This window comes from Haliea atlantica (assembly GCF_054779855.1).
Map to the genome: position 1 here is coordinate 335,267 of NZ_BAAGXL010000003.1, position 18,460 is coordinate 353,726.

Sequence of the window (18,460 nt, forward strand, 5' to 3'; positions counted from 1 at the left end):
CCTAGCCCCGCTCCGGCGCTGCCGCGGGGATGACCGGGGTCTCGCACTGGACATCGGCGTTCTGCCCCCGGTGGCGCAGCAGGTGATCCATCAACACCAGTGCCAGCATGGCCTCGGCAATGGGAGTTGCGCGAATACCGACGCAGGGATCGTGACGCCCGTGGGTCACCACCTCCAGGGGCTGCCCCGCAGTGTCGATACTGGCACCCGGCTGGCGAATGCTGGAGGTGGGCTTCAGGGCCAGGCTGACCGTGATGTCCTGGCCGCTGGAAATACCGCCCAGCACACCGCCGGCCTGGTTGCCGACAAAGCCACCGGGCGTGAGCAGGTCTCGGTGCTCACTACCCTGCTGCTCGACCACCGCGAAACCGGCACCGATCTCCACGCCCTTGACGGCGTTGATGCCCATCATGGCGTGGGCGATGTCAGCATCCAGGCGATCGAATACCGGCTCGCCCAGCCCCGGCATGACGCCACTGGCCACCACGTTGATACGTGCGCCGATGGAGTCCCCGCGCTTGTTCAGGGCCGCCATGTAGTCGGCCATCTCCGCCACACGATCGGGGTCCGGGCAGAAAAAGGGGTTTTGTTCCACCTGGTCCCAGTCCAGCTGACTGATCCTGATCGGCCCCAGTTGAGCCAGGTAGCCGCGCACCTGAATGCCGCAGCGCTCCCGCAGGTATTTCTTGGCGATGGCCCCCGCCGCCACCCGCATGGCCGTCTCACGGGCCGAGGAGCGCCCGCCACCCCGGTAGTCGCGGAAACCGTATTTCTGCTGGTAGGTGTAGTCGGCGTGAGCGGGGCGGAAGGTCGTCGCAATGTTGGAGTAATCCTTGGACCGCTGGTCGGTATTCTCGATCAGCAGGCCGATCGGCGTACCCGTGGTACGGCCCTCGAAAACCCCCGAGAGAATGCGCACTTCATCGGCCTCACGACGCTGGGTTGTGAAGCGCGAGGTTCCCGGCTTGCGGCGATCGAGGTCGGTCTGCAGGTCAGCGCTGCTCAGCGCCAGACCCGGGGGGCAGCCGTCAACGATACAACCCAGCGCCGGCCCGTGGCTCTCGCCAAAGGTGGTCACGGTAAACAGTTTCCCCAGGGTATTACCGGCCATGCTGCCTCGTTCTCCGCAAAAGTGACAAGTATACCGCTTATTGCCGCAGGCTTGCCCGGTGTTCGGCCAGTTCCGCGGCCGTCATGACAAATACACCGTGCCCGCCGTGCTCGAATTCCAGCCAGGTAAAGGGCACCCTGGGATAGGCCGCCTCGAGTGCCTCCCAGCTGTTGCCGACCTCGACCACCAGCAGACCGCTGGGCTCCAGGTAATCCTCCGCCTCAGCCAGGATGCGCCGGGTCAGATCCAGGCCATCGGCGCCAGAGCCCAGCGCTAGCGCGGGTTCGTGATGGTATTCCGCGGGCATGCTGGCCAGGTCCGCGGCATCCACGTAGGGCGGGTTACTGACAATGATGTCGTAGCGCTGCCCCGCCACCGCGGCAAACAGGTCCGACTGCAGCAGCCGGGTTCGGGCCCCCACACCCAGCAGGGCGGCATTCTCCCGCCCCAGGGCCAGCGCATCGGCGTCCAGGTCCACCAGGTCCACCGCCAGCGCCGGCTGGTAGTGCGCGGCGGCGAGACCGAGACAACCGCCGCCGCAGCAGAGGTCCAGCAGACGCAGCGGCTCGGGGCCGGTGTACCAGGGCTGAAAGTCAGCCAGCACAAGCTCGGCGATCGGCGAGCGGGGAATGATGGCGCGCGGGTCACAGCGCAGGTGCAGGCCGGCGAAATGCACCCAGCCCAGCAGGTAAGGCAGGGGCACGCGCTCGCGGATACGCCGGTCCAGCAGCGCCTGCAGGCGGGCCTGACGGGCCTCGTCGAGGAGATGCCCGAGGACGCTGTCATCGCTGTCCGCGGGCAGGTCAGCCACTGCCAACACCAGCTGCACCGCTTCGTCCCAGGCGTTGTCGGTGCCGTGTCCACAATAGACCCCGGCGCTCTCCAGGGCCGCCGACACCGACTCCAGCGCGCTGGCCACGCTCGCCTGTCCGCTCCTACTCATGCTATCGCTCCCGGCGCGCAGCCTGTTCTGCGTCACCACCATCCGTTAATGAACATCCTGTAAGCCACATTTGCCCGCCCCGGGCGCTGTGCTACTATCGCGGGCCTTTACTGGTCGCGGCCCCCATGGTGTCGCGGCACCGCCATGCCGCAGGGAGAATACGCGTGGAGCAGCACTGGTCAAGCATCATCACCGCCATCGGGGAAGATCTTTCCCGCCCCGGCCTGGCGGACACCCCGAAACGGGCGGCAAAAGCCTTTGAATTCCTCACCCGCGGCTACCGGCAATCGGTCGATGAGGTGGTCAACAACGCCCTGTTCCCCTCGGATTCCAGCGAAATGGTGCTGGTGCAGGATGTCGAGCTCTACTCCCTCTGCGAGCACCACCTGCTGCCCTTTATCGGCAAGTGTCACGTCGCCTACATTCCCACCGGCAAGGTCCTCGGTCTGTCCAAGGTTGCCCGGCTGGTGGATGTTTTTGCCCGCCGCCTGCAGATCCAGGAATCCCTGACCACGCAGATTGCGGAAACCATCATGGAGGTCACCCAGGCCGAGGGCGTCGGGGTGATCATCGAGGCCCAGCACATGTGCATGATGATGCGCGGTGTGGAAAAGCAGAACTCGGTGATGAAAACCTCGGCGATGCTCGGCACTTTCCGCAGCGAGCAGAAGACCCGAGAGGAATTTCTCTCACTCCTCCAGTTGCGTCGCTGAGTCTTCCCCGGCGCGCTCCAGCGCCAGCACATCCACATGAACGTACTGCCGGTCGCTGGTGCGGGCGCCGGCATAGAGGACCACGCGCCACTCGCGACCGTCCCGCTGCAGGGCGTGTACCCGATAGCGCTGTTCGTCCGCGCGGCCGTAGAGCACACGCTGCCCGAAGACCCGGTTGGCCCACTGGGCAGCGTGACCGCAGGCCCGGCCCTCGCAGCGGAACAACAGCCGCGAACCCCGCTCGACCAACTGCTCCTCCAGCGACCCCAGCACCTGCGCGGCGGCAAAGCCGTCGACGATACGGAAGGTTTCCCGGGTCAGGAGACCGCTGAGGCGCTCGCTGTCCCGGAACTCCCAGTCGCCGTGGATTTTCTGCAGGGCGCCGAGCCCCACCTGGTGATCGACCACCCGCAGCTCACGACGCTCCATGGACTCCGCGTGGGGAAAGGCCTCCAGGGTCTCGAGGACCCCCGGGCCCGCAGCGCCGCCACGGGCGTGTGCCGCCAGCAGCATCAGCAGGCCGAGGCCCTGTACCAGTGTCTTCCCTACCGAGCCTGTCCGTGTCCGCAAGGTCCGCCTCCTGCCTGCGCATTACGCCCTGGCGGCCCAGTCTAACAGGCCGGCCGGGCAGCGGCATCCCCGGCTCAGTCGCGCCGGCTCAGCTCCAGCAGCAGGCTGTTGAGACGCTCGACGTAGGCCGCCGGATCCTCTAGCTGCCCGCCCTCGGCCAGGCTGGCCTGGTCGAAAATAATGTGGGCGAGGTCGGCAAAGCGCGCCTCATCCTGTTCGGCGTCCAGCATTTGTAGCAATGGATGTGCCGGGTTGATCTCCAGAATGGGTTTGGTGTCGGGGACCTGTTGCCCGGCGGCCTCGAGCAGGCGCCGCATCTGGGCTCCCATGTCATACTCGCCGACCACCAGGCAGGCGGGGGAGTCGGTCAGGCGCACAGTCGGCCGCACTTCCGCCACCTGCGCTTCAAGCACCTTGCCCAGGCGCTCGACCAGGGCCTCGCTGTCCTTCTTCAACTGCTCCTGGGCTTCCTTGGCTTCATCATCCAGCTCCAGCGTGCCCCGGGCCACGTCCTGGAAGGACTTGCCATCAAACTCCTGCAGCTGGTTCATCAGCCAGTCGTCGACACGATCGCTAAGCAACAGGACCTCGATACCCTTCTTGCGGAAGACTTCCAGGTGCGGACTCTTGCGCGCGGTGTTGAAATTCTCCGCGACCACGTAGTAGATCTTGTCCTGGCCTTCCTGCATGCGGGCGACGTAGTCCGCCAGGGACTGGTCCTGCTCGGGCTTGTCCGTGTGGGTGGTGGAGAAGCGCAGCAGACCGGCTATTTTCTCGCGATTGCCAAAGTCCTCGGCGGGCCCCTCTTTCAGGACCTGGCCAAACTCCTTCCAGAAGGTCGCGTAGTCCTCGGGCTGCTTGCTTGCCAGCTTGCCCAGCATGTCCAGCACGCGCTTGGTCAGGGCACTGCGCATGGCCTCGACCTGGCTGTCCTGCTGCAGGATCTCCCGAGACACGTTGAGAGGCAGGTCACTGCTGTCCACGACACCCTTGACGAAACGCAGGTAGAGCGGCAAAAACTGCTCCGCGTCATCCATGATGAAGGTGCGCTGCACATACAGCTTCAACCCCCGGGTCATGTCCCGCTGCCACAGGTCGAAGGGGGCACGGCGGGGAATATACAGCAGGCTGGTGTACTCCTGCTTGCCCTCCACCTTGTTGTGACTCCAGATCAGGGGATCCTCGAAGTCGTGGGAGACGTGGCGGTAGAAGGCCTTGTACTCGTCGTCGCTGATCTCGTTACGCGGACGCGTCCACAGCGCGGTGGCCTCGTTGACCGTCTTGTACTCCTGCGGAGCCGGCTCCTCGCCCTCCTCGGTGTCACTCTCTGCGGGCTCGAGCATTTTTACCGGCACCGAAATGTGATCGGAGTACTTCTTGATCACGCTGCGAACGCGCCAGTCGTCGGCGAAGTCGAGGCAATCGGACTTCAGGTAAAGGGTGATGCTGGTGCCGCGCTGCTCGCGCTCGAGGGGCGCAATCGAGAACTCGGACTCGCCATGACTTTCCCAGAGCACGCCATTCGCGGCAGGCTCACCGGCCTTGCGCGTGCGCACTTCGACGCGGTCGGCGACGATAAAGGCCGAGTAGAAGCCCACGCCGAACTGACCGATCAGCTGGGAATCCTTCTTCTGGTCACCGGTCAGGTTCTCCAGAAATGCCGCCGTTCCCGAACGCGCAATGGTACCCAGGTTCTCGACGACCTCGTCGCGATTCATCCCCACACCGTTGTCGGTGATGGTGAGTGTTTTGCCCTCCTTGTCGAGGTCCACGCGGATCTCGAAGTCCGCCTGCCCCTCCAGCAGGGACTCGTCCGACAGCGCCAGGAAACGCAGCTTGTCGATCGCGTCGGAAGCGTTGGAGATCAGCTCGCGGAGAAAAATCTCCTTGTTGGAGTACAGGGAGTGGATCATCAGGTGCAGCAGTTGCCGCGCCTCGGTCTGAAAACCCAGGGTCTGCTTGTTCACGTCTGCGGTCATGGGACTCCTCGCTTGGACAATGCCGTTAGGCAGCAGTAAATGGGGTCGGATAGGCGAGATTTCAAGTTCGTCCAGGTAATCGGATATCGCAGTGATTCCCTTGACCCGTGCCTTCCCGGCATAATCACGCGATGAAACTCGACGACAACTTCAGACAGATCATGGAGGTGATACCGGACGCCGCCCTGGTGGTAGATCGCCGGGGCCACATCGTGTTCGCCAACCGGCTACTGCACGAGATGTTTGGCTACCCACCTGAGGCCCTGTGTGGCTGCTCCCTGGAACGACTGGTCCCGCCGGAATCGCACAGCCGCCACGATGCCGCTGTCGCCGGTTTCTTCGCCCAGATGCGGCACCGCCCCATGGGGCGCGGGCTCCAGTTCCGCGGACTGCGGGCAGACGGCGAGACCTTTCCCGTGGCCATCATGCTGAGCCAGGCCCATCTCGACGGCGAAGACCACGCCATGGCCTTCGTGCGCGACCATACCCACCAGCAAGCGGCGGAGGACCGCATCCGCCACGAGCTGGAACAGCAGCGAGCCATGGCTCTGACCGACCCGCTCACCGGCCTGGGTAACCGGCGCGCCTTTGACCTTGAGCTCAACGAGGAACTGAGGGAATTGCGCAACCAGGGCCGTCAGTTCGCCATCGGCTTCATCGACCTCGACGACTTCAAACAGGTGAATGATCGCTTCGGTCACGAACTGGGGGATCGCGTGCTGCGGGAACTGGCGCAATTGATTCGCGAGGCCTGCCGCAGCACCGACCTGGTGGCACGCATCGGCGGCGACGAATTTGCCACTCTGCACCCCAACGCCAGCCAGGAAGACGCCCTGCAGGTGCTGGAGCGGGTGCGTCTGCAATTCCTCGAGCACCTGCACGACAAGGATTGGCCGGTCACTGTGTCCATGGGTGTCTGTGCGTGTGACGACCCCGGGACCGAATATCACCAGGAGGCGATCCTGGCGGCGGCCGACCAGGCGATGTACGAGGCCAAGCAACGCGGCAAAAACCAGATCCGCCTGGCCAGACTGGAAACCAGACGAGCTGCCAACGCCTGAGCACCAGGTCACGCCTCGGCACTTCCCCGCCGCGCCGGAATGCGTCATAGTCGGGGTTCCTGAAACAGGAGCCCGAATGATGAGAATAAGCACAAATAACCGGGTTGGTCTGCTGGCAGCACTGCTGGCTCTTGCCCTGTCTGCCTGCAGCGACAGTAGCGATGGCCCCAAGGGGCCAGTGGAAATCCCTCTGCCCCCGCCACCCCCGGTTTTCGAGCCCATTGCACAAGCCAGCGTCAGCGAACCGCCGGAGGCCGGGTCGCCGGCTCTGCTGGCGACCACCTTCGACCTCGGCCTGCTGGGTTATCGCCAGGAGGAGTACTTTCTCACCGGCGAGGCCAGGGCCTTCCGCAATCTCTCACCACTGACAGAGAACGGCGAGTGGGACGTCGAAGCCGGCGCAACCGCCGACTACCGCACCCGTATCATCATCTACCGCCCCCAGGACCCCGCCGACTTCAGTGGCACGGTCCTGGTGGAATGGCTGAATGTGACCGCGGGTTTCGATACAGCCCCCTCCTACGCCACCGGCCACGTGGAAATCCTGCGCCAGGGCCACGTCTGGGTCGGTGTCTCCGCGCAGCAGGTGGGTATCGAGGGCTCAGCCAATGCAGTGGCACCGCTGCACCTGAAAGCGGCCAATCCCGAGCGCTACGAGAGCCTGCAACACCCCGGGGACAGCTTTTCCTACGATATCTTTTCCCAGGCGCTGCAGGCACTGCGTGAACCCGGCAACCGGAACCTGCTGCCCGACCTCGAGCCACAGCAGATCCTGGCTCTCGGAGAATCACAGTCCGCCGGCCGGCTGGTCACTTACATCAACGCCATCCACCCGGTCTACCGCCCCTTCGACGGTTACCTGGTGCACAGTCGAGGCGACGGCAGCCCACCCCTGTCGCAGCCCCCACAGATCGAGATCCCGACACCGGAGCGCGTGTTGATCCGCGACGATCTCGACGTACCCGTGCTCAATTTCCAGACCGAGACCGACCTGTTTCTGCTCGGCGCGGTCAGCGACCGCCAGGCTGACAGCGAGCGCTTCCGGCTGTGGGAGGTCGCGGGCACGGCCCACGGCGACTACTACTCGTTCATTATCGGTCGCGCCGATACCGGGGAAGATCCACGCTTCCTGCTGGTCGAGGAAGCCACCGGCATTCCCGGTTTCCTGCAGTGTGATCGCCCGGTCAACGCCGGCCCCATGGCCTGGGTCTTCGGCGCTGCTGTCAGGGCACTGGATACCTGGGTGCGGGACGGCACGCTACCGCCTGCCGCGGAGCGCCTGCAGGTCGACGACAGCCAGAGTGCTTTCGAGCGCGACAGCCTGGGTATCGCGCGCGGGGGTATCCGCACACCCTGGGTCGACGCACCCGCCGCCACCCTCTCCGGCGAAGGGCAGAGCGGCGATCGCCTGTGCTTCCTGTTTGGTACCACCGAGCTTTTCGATGCCGACCACATGGCCTCACTGTATGTGGACCAGGCTGGCTATGTGGCCGCCGTGGAGCAGGCACTGGAAGCGGCGATTGCCAAGGGTTTCCTGCTGCCGGAAGACGCGGCGCGGATCCGCGCGGTGGCGCCCCTGCAGTGGCAGTCCCAGGTGCCCTGAGGCACGCGCCCCAACTCGTCGGGGCACCCCGCCCTTACAACGCAAAAGGGGCGACACCTTCCGGTGCCGCCCCTTCTGTTGTAAACGTGCCCGGGGAAGCTTACTTCCAGCCGGTCACTTCAGCCAGCGCGCTGCCGATCTCGGCGAGGCTACGCACGGTTTTCACACCGGCGTCTTCGAGGGCCGCGAACTTCTCGTCCGCCGTGCCCTTGCCACCGGAAATGATGGCACCGGCGTGGCCCATGCGCTTGCCCTTGGGCGCGGTTACACCGGCAATGTAGGATACCACCGGCTTGGAGACATTGGCCTTGATGTAAGCTGCTGCCTCTTCTTCCGCGGTACCGCCGATTTCACCGATCATCACGATCGCCTCGGTGGCCGGGTCCTTCTCGAACATCTCCAGGATGTCGATGAAGTTGGAACCGGGGATCGGGTCACCGCCAATGCCCACACAGGTGGACTGGCCGAAGCCCGCATCGGTGGTCTGCTTGACCGCCTCGTAGGTCAGGGTGCCGGAACGGGACACGATGCCCACCTTGCCGGGCAGGTGAATGTGACCGGGCATGATGCCGATCTTGCACTCGCCGGGGGTGATGACACCGGGGCAGTTCGGGCCAATCAGGCGTACACCCAGTTCGTCACACTTCACCTTGCAGTCCAGCATGTCGAGGGTGGGGATGCCTTCAGTGATGCAGACAATCAGCTTGATACCGGCGTTGGCCGCTTCCAGGATGGAATCCTTGCAGAAGGGTGCGGGTACGTAGATCACCGAGGCTTCGGCACCGGTTTCAGCGACCGCATCGGCCACCGTATTGAAGACCGGCAGGCCCAGGTGGGTCTGGCCGCCCTTGCCCGGCGTCACACCGCCGACCATCTGGGTACCGTAGGCAATGGCCTGCTCGGAGTGGAAGGTCCCCTGGGAGCCGGTAAAGCCCTGGCAGATGACCTTGGTGTTCTTGTCAATCAGGATACTCATGTCAGGCGGCTCCTTCGGCTGCTTTGACTGCCTGCTGGGCAGCGTCGGTGAGACTGGTGGCGGCAATGATGTTCAGGCCGCTGTCGGCGAGTACCTGGCGACCCAGCTCGGCGTTGTTGCCTTCCAGGCGCACAACCACCGGCACCTTGACGCCGATTTCCTCAACCGCACCGATCACGCCTTCCGCGATCAGGTCGCAGCGCACGATACCACCGAAGATGTTGATCAGGACTGCCTTGACGTTGTCGTCGGACAGGATGATCTTGAAAGCCTCGGAGACGCGCTCCTTGGTGGCACCACCGCCCACGTCGAGGAAGTTCGCGGGTGCGCCGCCGTGCAGCTTGACGATGTCCATGGTACCCATGGCCAGGCCGGCACCGTTGACCATGCAGCCGATGTTGCCATCCAGCGCCACGTAGTTGAGTTCCCATTTCGCGGCGTGGGCTTCCCGGGCATCTTCCTGGGAGGGGTCGTGCATTTCACGCACGGCCGGCTGGCGGTACAGGGCGTTGCCGTCGACACCCAGCTTGGCGTCCAGGCAGTGCAGATTGCCTTCCTCGGTGATTACCAGCGGGTTGACCTCGATCAGCGCCAGGTCCTTGTCTTTGAACAGCTGCGCCAGGCCCATGAAGATCTTGACGAACTGCTTGATCTGTTCGCCCTGCAGGCCCAGTTTGAAAGCCAGCTCGCGGCCCTGGTAGGGCTGCGGCCCCACCAGGGGGTCGATGGTCGCGCGCAGGATTTTCTCGGGGGTTTCCTCGGCGACTTTCTCGATTTCCACGCCGCCCTCGGTGGAGGCCATGAAAACGATGCGGCGGGAGGAGCGGTCAACCACGGCGCCGAGATAGAGTTCCTCGGCGATGTCGGTGCAGGACTCCACGAGGATCTTGCTCACCGGCTGGCCGTTTTCATCGGTCTGGTAGGTCACCAGGTTCTTGCCCAGCCAGTTGGCGGCAAACTCGCGCACTTCGTCGGTAGTCTTGACGAGCTTGACACCACCCGCCTTGCCGCGGCCACCCGCGTGCACCTGGGCCTTGACTACCCACATGTCACCGCCGATGGTCTCTGCCGCCTTGACTGCATCCTCGGGCGTGTCAACAGCATAGCCCTTGGACACAGGCAAGCCGTATTCGGCAAACAGCTGTTTGCCCTGATACTCATGAAGATTCATGCTCTGTCCTGTGTGTATTTGAGGTTGTTACCCGGCATGGACGGTAGCCGTCCAAACCCCCAGTGCCCCAGCTGCGCAAGAGTCGTTGTTATGCGCGCGCGCCCTGGCAAAGTCTATTTCCGCGATTTGCGGTTGGCGATGTGAATGGCCTGGCCATGCACTGCCAGCGCCGCCTCGTGGACGGCTTCCGACAGAGTCGGATGACCGAATACGGTGAGCGCCAGATCCTCGGCGCTGGACCCAAACTCCATGGCGATCACCACCTGCTGCACCAGGTCGGCCGCGGAGGGGCCGACGATGTGGCAGCCGAGTACCCGGTCGGTTTCGGCATCGGCAAGTATTTTCACCATGCCGTCGGTATCGTTCGCGGCCAGGGCTCGGCCGCTGGCCGCAAACGGAAATACCCCCGCCTTGTAAGCGACGCCGTCGGACTTGAGCTCCTGCTCGGTCTTGCCCACCGCGGCCACTTCCGGGTGGGTGTAGATGACCGAGGGGATGCAGTCGTAGTTGACCTGCACCGGTTTGCCGACGATGCGCTCGACCGCCATGATACCTTCTTCGGAGCCCTTGTGTGCCAGCATCGGCCCGCGGACCACGTCGCCCACGGCGTAGACATGGGGCGCATCGGTAGCGCAGTAGTCATTGACGTAGATGAAACCGCGCTCGTCCAGGTTTACACCGCAGTCCGAGGAGAGCAGGTCCTCCGTGCGCGGCCGGCGACCCACGGAAACAATCAGCTTGTCAAATATTTCTTCCTGCTCGCCGTCGGCGGTGTCAAAGGTCACCTTGACCTTGCCCTTCTCCACTGACGTGGCCGTCACGCGACAGCCGAGGCGGATATCCAGGCCCTGCTTCTTGAAGATCTTGCCGGATTCCTTGGCGATCTGCGCATCCATCATCGGCAGCAGGGAATCGAGCGCTTCCAGCATGACCACGTCGGAGCCCAGCCGGGCCCAGACGCTGCCGAGCTCCAGGCCAATCACGCCGGCGCCAATCACACCCAGGCGCTTGGGCACCTTGTCGAATTCCAGGGCGCCGGTGGAGTCGACGATATGCGTGCCGTCGATCGGCGCCGGCGGAATGGAGACTGGCACGGAGCCGGCTGCGATGATGATATTGCCCGCCTCAATCACCGAGGTCTTGCCGTCCTTGTCGGTCACTTCCACCTTGCAGCCCGCCAGCACCTTGCCACGCCCCTGGATGCTGGTGACGCCATTGTGCTTGAACAGGCCGGTGATACCGCCGGTCAGCTGGTCGACGATCTTTTCCTTGCGGGCCAGCATGGCGCCGACGTCAATCTTCGGTTTGCCGACGCTGATCCCGTGCAGTTCGAAGTGATCCCGTGCCTCGACAAACTTCTGGCTGCTGTCGAGCAGTGCCTTGGAGGGGATGCAACCGACGTTCAGGCAGGTACCGCCCAGGCGGACCTTGCCGTCATCATCCAGCCACTGCTCCACACAGGCCGTGGAGAGCCCGAGCTGGGCGGCCTTGATGGCGGCGACATAGCCCCCGGGGCCCGCACCAATTACAACTACATCAAACTTGTCAGCCATGCTCGTTTCCAATCCGGTTTACTGGGCCGGGCGGACCGCGCCGCCGCGGCATTGCATTAGAGTTGCAGCAGTATGCGCGCGGGATCCTCGATCAGATCCTTGACCGCCACCAGGAACTGCACCGCGGTCTTGCCGTCGATCAGCCGGTGGTCATAGGACAGCGCCAGGTACATCATCGGCAGGACAACCACCTCGCCGTTGACCGCCATCGGCCGCTCCTGGATCTTGTGCATGCCGAGGATACCGGTCTGCGGCGGGTTGAGGATCGGTGTCGACAGCAGGGAGCCAAACACGCCGCCGTTGGTCACGGTAAAGGTGCCACCGGTCATGTCGTCGATACTGAGCTTGTTGTCGCGGGCCCGCTGGCCAAGGTCGCGAATCGCTGCCTCGATGTCCGCCAGGCTCATGAAGTCGGCATCCCGCAGCACCGGCACGACCAGGCCGTTGTTGGTGGAGACGGCCACGCCCACGTCCTGGTAGCCGTGGTAAACCACGTCGCTGCCGTCGATTGAGGCGTTGACTTCGGGGAAGCGCTTGAGCGCCTCGCAGCAGGCCTTGACGAAGAAGCCCATGAAGCCCAGCCGGGTACCGTTGTGGGTCTTTTCGAACTGCGCCTTGTAGCGCTCGCGCAGCGCCATGACCGGCGCCATGTTGACCTCGTTGAAGGTGGTCAGCATGGCGGTTTCCTGACTCGCCTGCAACAGGCGCTCGGCAATCCGCGCCCGCATGCGGGTCATCGGCACCCGCTTCTCGATGCGTTCACCGACGGGCGCATCCGCACTCGGAGCAGCGCGTTCGCCTCCCTTGGCGGTAGAAGGCGGCGCAGCGGCTTTCTCCGCCGCCCCCTCCGATTTGCCCCGGGGCTCCTTCAGATGCGCGAGCACATCTTCCTTGGTGATACGCCCACCCTTGCCGGTGCCGCGAATATCACCGGCCTCGAGGCCGTGCTCTTCGACCAGCTGGCGGGCCGCCGGGCCCATGACCGGCTCCTGGGCGTCGCTCCCGGACTCCGGGGCCGCGCTTTCCGACTGGTCTTCCTTTCCAGCGCTGCCGCTGTCGCCATCGGCGGGGGCCTTTCCTCTACCCTCACCCGGCGTCAACTCGCCCAGCACCTGGCCGCTCTGAACGGTTTCACCCTCGGGCGCCAGGATCTTGCCCAGTACGCCATCCGCGGGGGCGACGACCTCCATCACCACCTTGTCGGTTTCGATTTCAACGATCAGTTCATCGCGGGCAACTGACTCACCTTCCTGCTTGTGCCAGGTGGCCACCTCCCCGTCCGCGACGGATTCGGGAAATGTCGGGGCCTTGATCTCGATCGCCATGTCAGTTCCTTTGCTGTGTATCGCCCGCCTGGGCCGCCCCGCTCTCGCGAGGCTCCAAGGCGTCGTTAATGAAGGCTTCCTGCTGCCGCAGGTGCAGTGCCATGTAGCCAGCCGCCGGTGCTGCGGAGGGCTCGCGGCCAGCGTAGCGCAGGTAAACGTTGTCCTTGTGCGCCGCCAGTACCCGCCGCATGTGATGCTGGCTGGAGTACCAGGCACCCTGGTTCTGCGGTTCTTCCTGGCACCAGACCGCGTCGGTCACGCGCGGGTAATTCCCCAGCACCTCGAGCAGCTCGGCCTCCGGGAAGGGGTAGAGCTGCTCCAGCCGGATCAGGGCGATGTTGCCGAGCTCCCGGTCCCTGCGCGCCTGCGCCAGGTCATAGTATACCTTCCCGCTGCACAGAATGACCCGGTCCACCGAGGCCTTCTCGCTATTGTCGAGCTCGGGATCGTCAAGCACGTTGTGGTAGTGGCCGTGGGCGAGGTCCTCGAGCGAGGATACCGCCTCCTTGTGCCGCAACAGGCTCTTCGGCGACATCACCACCAGCGGCTTGCGCAGGGGCCGGATGGCCTGGCGGCGCAGCATGTGGAAGACCTGTGCCGGCGTGGTGGGAATACAGACCTGGATATTGTGCTCGGCGCAGAGCTGCAGGAAACGCTCCAGGCGCGCGGAGGAGTGCTCCGGCCCCTGGCCCTCGTAGCCATGGGGCAGCAGCATGGTCAGGCCACACAGGCGCGACCACTTGTGCTCGCCACTAGTGATGAACTGGTCGATCACCACCTGGGCACCGTTGGCAAAATCGCCGAACTGGGCCTCCCAGATAACCAGCCCCGTGGGCGAGGTGGTTGCGTAGCCGTACTCGAAGGCGAGCACGGCTTCCTCGGACAGCAGGGAGTCGTAGATGGTAAACGCCGCCTGTTCCTCACCGATGTGCTGCAAGGGAATGTGCCGGCTGCCATCCTTCTGGTTGTGCAAGACCGCGTGGCGGTGAGAGAAGGTCCCGCGACCCACGTCCTGACCGGTAATGCGCACCGGATAGCCGGCCTGCAGCAGTGAGGCATAGGCCAGGGTTTCCGCCGCCCCCCAGTTCAGAGGCATGGCCCCCGCGGCCATCTTGCGCCGGTCCTCGAGGATTTTGCTTACCTGCTTCTGCAGGGGAAAGTTCTCGGGGGCCACGTTGATGTCGTGGGCCAGGGCCTGCAGCGCGTGCAGGTCCATGCGCGTGTCGCACTCCAGGGTCCATTCGTGCCCCAGGTACGGCGTCCAGTCCACGAACAGGCTCTTGTTGGGCTCCGAGACCAGGCCGCTGACCAGTGGCTCGCCGCGATCGAGGGACTCGCGATAGGCGTTGACCAGGTAGTCGTCCTCCTCCGCACTCACCACGCCCTGCTCGATCAGGTGCGCCGCGTAGAGATCGCGGGTGGACTTCTGCTTGCGGATCTTGGCGTACATCAGCGGCTGGGTGACCGCCGGCTCATCGGCCTCGTTGTGCCCGCGGCGGCGATAGCAGATCAGGTCGATCACCACATCCTTCTTGAAGGTGTTGCGGAAATCCACCGCCAGCTGGGTGACAAACATCACCGCTTCCGGGTCGTCGGCGTTGACGTGGAAAATAGGCGCCTGGACCATCTTGGCCACGTCGGTGCAGTATTCCGTGGAGCGCGCATCCTCACGGGCACTGGTGGTGAAGCCGACCTGGTTGTTCAGCACCACGTGCAGGGTGCCACCGGTCTTGTAGGCGCGGGTCTGGGACATCTGGAAGGTTTCCATGACCACGCCCTGCCCGGCAAAGGCGGCGTCGCCGTGGATTACGATGGGCACCACCGTGTCGCCACTGGGATCGTCGCGACGGTCCTGGCGGGCGCGCACCGAACCCTCGACGACCGGCGAGACAATCTCCAGGTGAGAGGGGTTGAAGGCCAGCGCCAGGTGGACCTCCCCGCCGGGGGTCATCATGTTCGACGAAAAGCCCTGGTGATATTTCACGTCACCCGACTTGTCGTAAACCGCCCGCCCCTCGAACTCAGCGAACAGCTCGGAAGGGTTCTTGCCGAAAATGTTCACCAGCACATTGAGGCGGCCGCGGTGTGCCATGCCGATAACAATTTCCTTGGCACCGTAGGAACCGATGCGCTGAACCATCTCCGACAGCATGGGGATCAGTGACTCACTGCCCTCCAGGCCAAAGCGCTTGGTACCCGGATACTTGGAGCCGAGGGATTTCTCCAGGCCATCGGCCTTGATCAGGCGGCGCAGGATCTGCTTGCGCACCTCGGGCGAGTAACTGGGTGCCGAACGCACGGATTCCATGCGCTGCATGATCCAGTGGCGCTGCTCGGTATCCACGATGTGCATGAACTCGGCGCCAATGGTGTGGCAGTAGGTCCGCTCCAGCGCCTCGACGATCTCGCCAAGACTGGCGTCGGCCTTGCCGATATACATGCTGCCGGTCTGGAAGACCGTCTCCAGGTCGGCGACCGAAAGCTGGTGAAACGAAAGATCGAGGTCGGGCACCGACTCGCGCACATGCAGATCCAGCGGATCCAGCCGCGCCTTCTGGTGACCCCGCTGACGGTAGGCCGAAACCAGCTGGACCACCTTGACCTGCTTGCGCTCGTACTCGGTGGCCTGGGAATCGTGCGCCACGGTGGATGCCGTGCGCACCCGCATCTTGCTGATGCGGGCGAAGTGCTCGCGAATCGTTGAATGCGGGACATCCTTGAACTGGGCCTGCCCGGATTCCACCCGTGGCAACTTGTCAAAGTAGTCCCGCCATTGCTCGGGGACCCCGTTGGGGTCCACGAGATACTTCTCGTACAAATCCTCAACGTAGGCGGCATTGCCACCTGCGATGTGTGAGCTCCTGCGCAGGAGCTCCATGGGACTGTCTTGCATCGTCACTGTTCCGCGGATGGCTGGAGCCGGCGGTGACCCGGCGAATGGCACCCTGAAAACTCGATCCTCAGGTGGCCCGAGTCAGCAACATGTTGCGAATGTGGCCAATAGCTCGGGTCGGGTTGAGACCCTTGGGGCACACATTGACACAGTTCTGGATGCCGTGACAACGGAAGACGCTGAAGGGGTCATCCAGCCGCGAGAGCCGGTCGTCGGTCGCCGTATCGCGGCTGTCCGCCAGGAAGCGGTAGGCCTGCAGCAGACCGGCGGGACCGATGAAGCGATCGGGGTTCCACCAGAAGGACGGGCAGCTGGTCGAGCAGCAGGCGCACAGAATGCACTCGTAGAGACCGTCCAGCTTGGCCCGGTCTTCGGGCGACTGCAGCCGCTCGATCGCCGGCGCCGGCGTGTTGTTGATCAAATAGGGCTGGATCTTCTCGTACTGGGCGTAGAACTGGCTCATGTCCACGATCAGGTCGCGGATCACCGGCAGACCCGGCAGCGGGCGAATCACCAGCTTGTTGTTTTTCACCACCTCGGAGAGAGGGGTGATACAGGCCAGACCGTTCTTGCCATTGATGTTCAGGCCATCGGAGCCGCAGACACCCTCGCGGCAGGAACGGCGGAAGGTGACCGTGGTGTCCTGGGCCTTGATCTGCTCCAGCACGTCCAGCACCATCAGGTCCTTGCCCTGGGTATCGAACTGGAAGTCCTGCATCCGCGGCTTCGCGTCCGTTTCCGGGTTGTAACGATAGATACTTACTTGCAGCATTGTCCCTGACCTCTCAGTAAGTCCGAACCTTGGGCTGGAAGGCGTCCATGGTGCGCGGCGTGAAATTCACTTCCCGCTTGCCAACACGCTTCTCCTGCGGGTAGTACATGGAATGGCACAGCCAGTTTTCGTCGTCGCGATCCTGGAAGTCCTCCCGGGCGTGAGCGCCGCGGCTTTCCTTGCGGGCTTCCGCAGCCACGGCAGTCGCCTCGGCCACCTCGAACAGGTTTTGCAGCTCGAGGGCCTCGATACGCGCCGTGTTGAAAGTCTGGCTCTTGTCCGCCAGGGCCACATTGGCGATGCGCTCGCGCAGATCCGCCAGCTTGCGGATGCCTTCCTGCATGAATTCGCCGTTGCGGAACACCCCGAAATGGTTCTGCATGGTGTTCTGCAGCTCCTTGCGCAGGTCGGCGGCAGACTCGCCACCCTCGGAGGCGTTGAGGCGATCGAGGCGCGCGGTCGCGGCGTCGAGATCGTCCGCACTGGCTTCCCGGGCCTCGATACCCTCGCGCAGGGCCTTCTCAATGAACAGACCGGAGGCGCGACCGAAGACCACCAGGTCGAGCAGGGAGTTGCCGCCGAGGCGGTTGGCACCGTGCACCGACACACAGGCCACCTCGCCACAGGCGTAGAGCCCGGGAATGATCTTGTCGTTGCCGTTCTCGTCGACGGTCAGGGCCTGGCCGTGAACGTTGGTGGGGATACCGCCCATCATGTAGTGGCAGGTGGGCACCACCGGAATCGGCTCCTTGACCGGGTCCGCGTGGGCGAAGGTGCGCGACAGCTCGCAGATACCGGGCAGACGGGACTCCAGCACTTCCTCGCCCAGGTGGTCCAGCTTGAGGAATACATGGTCGCCCTCGGGCCCGCAACCGCGGCCTTCGAGGATCTCCAGCACCATCGAGCGGGCCACCACGTCGCGGCCGGCGAGATCCTTGGCGTTGGGCGCGTAGCGCTCCATGAAACGCTCGCCGTCCTTGTTGATCAGATAGCCGCCCTCGCCCCGACAGCCCTCGGTCACCAGCACGCCGGCACCGTGGATACCGGTGGGGTGGAACTGCCACATCTCGATGTCCTGCACCGGGAACCCGGCGCGCAGGGCCATGCCGATGCCATCGCCGGTGTTGATGTGGGCGTTGGTGGTGGAGGCGTAGATGCGCCCGGCACCGCCGGTGGCGAAGACCGTCGCCTTGGATTTCACATGGACCGTCTCGCCGGTCTCCATGTTGATCGCGATCACGCCGACAACCACGCCGTCCTGGTTCTTCACCAGGTCAACCGCGAACCACTCGTTGAGGAACACGGTGTTGTTCTTCAGGTTGCCCTGGTAGAGGGTGTGCAGCAGGGCGTGACCGGTACGGTCGGCCGCGGCACAGGTCCGCGCAGCCTGGCCGCCTTCGCCAAAGTTCTTGGACTGGCCACCAAAAGGACGCTGGTAGATGCGGCCCTCCTCGGTGCGGGAGAAAGGCAAGCCCATGTGCTCCAGCTCGAAGACCGCTTCCGGGCCGACGCTGCACATGTACTCGATCGCTTCCTGGTCGCCGATGTAATCGGAGCCCTTGACCGTGTCATACATGTGCCAGCGCCAGTCGTCGTTGGGATCGGAGCTGGCGATGGCACAGGTGATACCACCCTGGGCGGACACCGTGTGGGAACGGGTCGGAAATACCTTGGAAATCACCGCGGTCTTGTAGCCGGACTGAGCCAGCTGCAGCGCCGCGCGCATGCCCGCGCCGCCGCCACCCACGATTACTCCATCAAACGTAAGGGTTCGCAAAGCTGCCATGATT

14 protein-coding genes are annotated in these 18,460 nt (G+C 64.2%); 3 read left to right on the plus strand and 11 right to left on the minus strand.

What is annotated here, in order from left to right:
* Position 1: 1 nt before the first annotated feature.
* Positions 2-1,111, minus strand: a complete 1,110-nt coding sequence (gene aroC / locus ACYVGS_RS01620) for a chorismate synthase (protein ID WP_460586882.1) — start codon at positions 1,109-1,111, stop codon at positions 2-4.
* Between the two features lie 37 nt (positions 1,112-1,148).
* Entirely contained in the window at positions 1,149-2,054 is a 906-nt protein-coding gene (gene prmB / locus ACYVGS_RS01625) for a 50S ribosomal protein L3 N(5)-glutamine methyltransferase (protein WP_460586883.1), read from the minus strand.
* 125 nt (positions 2,055-2,179) lie between these two features.
* On the opposite strand from prmB, the gene folE reads away from it, so the two are divergent.
* Positions 2,180-2,767: a GTP cyclohydrolase I FolE gene (folE, locus tag ACYVGS_RS01630; RefSeq protein WP_460586884.1), complete on the plus strand. Its 588-nt coding sequence runs from the start codon at positions 2,180-2,182 to the stop codon at positions 2,765-2,767.
* On the opposite strand, the gene ACYVGS_RS01635 is transcribed toward folE, so the two are convergent.
* Positions 2,744-3,337: a DUF4892 domain-containing protein gene (locus ACYVGS_RS01635; RefSeq protein WP_460586885.1), complete on the minus strand. Its 594-nt coding sequence runs from the start codon at positions 3,335-3,337 to the stop codon at positions 2,744-2,746. The genes folE and ACYVGS_RS01635 overlap by 24 nt on opposite strands.
* A 74-nt stretch (positions 3,338-3,411) precedes the next feature.
* Complete coding sequence (gene htpG, locus ACYVGS_RS01640) at positions 3,412-5,316, minus strand: Hsp90 family chaperone protein (protein ID WP_460586886.1); 1,905 nt, start codon at positions 5,314-5,316, stop codon at positions 3,412-3,414.
* Positions 5,317-5,447: 131 nt separating this feature from the next.
* Here htpG and ACYVGS_RS01645 point away from each other — a divergent pair, with 131 nt between their 5' ends.
* Together ACYVGS_RS01645 and ACYVGS_RS01650 are read left to right on the plus strand one after the other, a co-directional pair.
* Positions 5,448-6,377, plus strand: a complete 930-nt coding sequence (locus ACYVGS_RS01645; RefSeq protein ID WP_460586887.1) for a sensor domain-containing diguanylate cyclase — start codon at positions 5,448-5,450, stop codon at positions 6,375-6,377.
* 79 nt (positions 6,378-6,456) lie between these two features.
* Positions 6,457-7,980 (plus strand): alpha/beta hydrolase domain-containing protein, encoded by a 1,524-nt coding sequence (locus ACYVGS_RS01650; RefSeq protein WP_460586888.1) that lies wholly within the window; start codon positions 6,457-6,459, stop codon positions 7,978-7,980.
* Positions 7,981-8,080: 100 nt separating this feature from the next.
* Here ACYVGS_RS01650 and sucD read toward each other — a convergent pair whose 3' ends face one another.
* The 7 genes from sucD to sdhA all read right to left on the minus strand — a co-directional run bounded on the left by sucD (position 8,081) and on the right by sdhA (position 18,456).
* Entirely contained in the window at positions 8,081-8,956 is an 876-nt protein-coding gene (gene sucD, locus ACYVGS_RS01655) for a succinate--CoA ligase subunit alpha (protein ID WP_460586889.1), read from the minus strand.
* A gap of 1 nt (position 8,957) precedes the next feature.
* Positions 8,958-10,127, minus strand: a complete 1,170-nt coding sequence (gene sucC, locus ACYVGS_RS01660) for a succinate--CoA ligase subunit beta (RefSeq protein ID WP_460586890.1) — start codon at positions 10,125-10,127, stop codon at positions 8,958-8,960.
* 113 nt (positions 10,128-10,240) lie between these two features.
* The gene (lpdA, locus tag ACYVGS_RS01665) at positions 10,241-11,680 is read right to left on the minus strand and encodes a dihydrolipoyl dehydrogenase (RefSeq protein ID WP_460586891.1); all 1,440 of its coding nucleotides are present in this window, start codon (positions 11,678-11,680) and stop codon (positions 10,241-10,243) included.
* Positions 11,681-11,736: 56 nt separating this feature from the next.
* A complete protein-coding gene (odhB, locus tag ACYVGS_RS01670) occupies positions 11,737-13,005 on the minus strand; it encodes a 2-oxoglutarate dehydrogenase complex dihydrolipoyllysine-residue succinyltransferase (RefSeq protein ID WP_460586892.1) in 1,269 nt (422 codons plus the stop codon).
* A gap of 1 nt (position 13,006) precedes the next feature.
* A complete protein-coding gene (locus tag ACYVGS_RS01675; protein ID WP_460586893.1) occupies positions 13,007-15,898 on the minus strand; it encodes a 2-oxoglutarate dehydrogenase family protein in 2,892 nt (963 codons plus the stop codon).
* A gap of 67 nt (positions 15,899-15,965) precedes the next feature.
* Positions 15,966-16,670: a succinate dehydrogenase iron-sulfur subunit gene (locus tag ACYVGS_RS01680; RefSeq protein ID WP_460586894.1), complete on the minus strand. Its 705-nt coding sequence runs from the start codon at positions 16,668-16,670 to the stop codon at positions 15,966-15,968.
* A 13-nt stretch (positions 16,671-16,683) separates the two neighbouring features.
* Entirely contained in the window at positions 16,684-18,456 is a 1,773-nt protein-coding gene (gene sdhA / locus ACYVGS_RS01685; RefSeq protein WP_460586895.1) for a succinate dehydrogenase flavoprotein subunit, read from the minus strand.
* Positions 18,457-18,460: the final 4 nt, after the last annotated feature.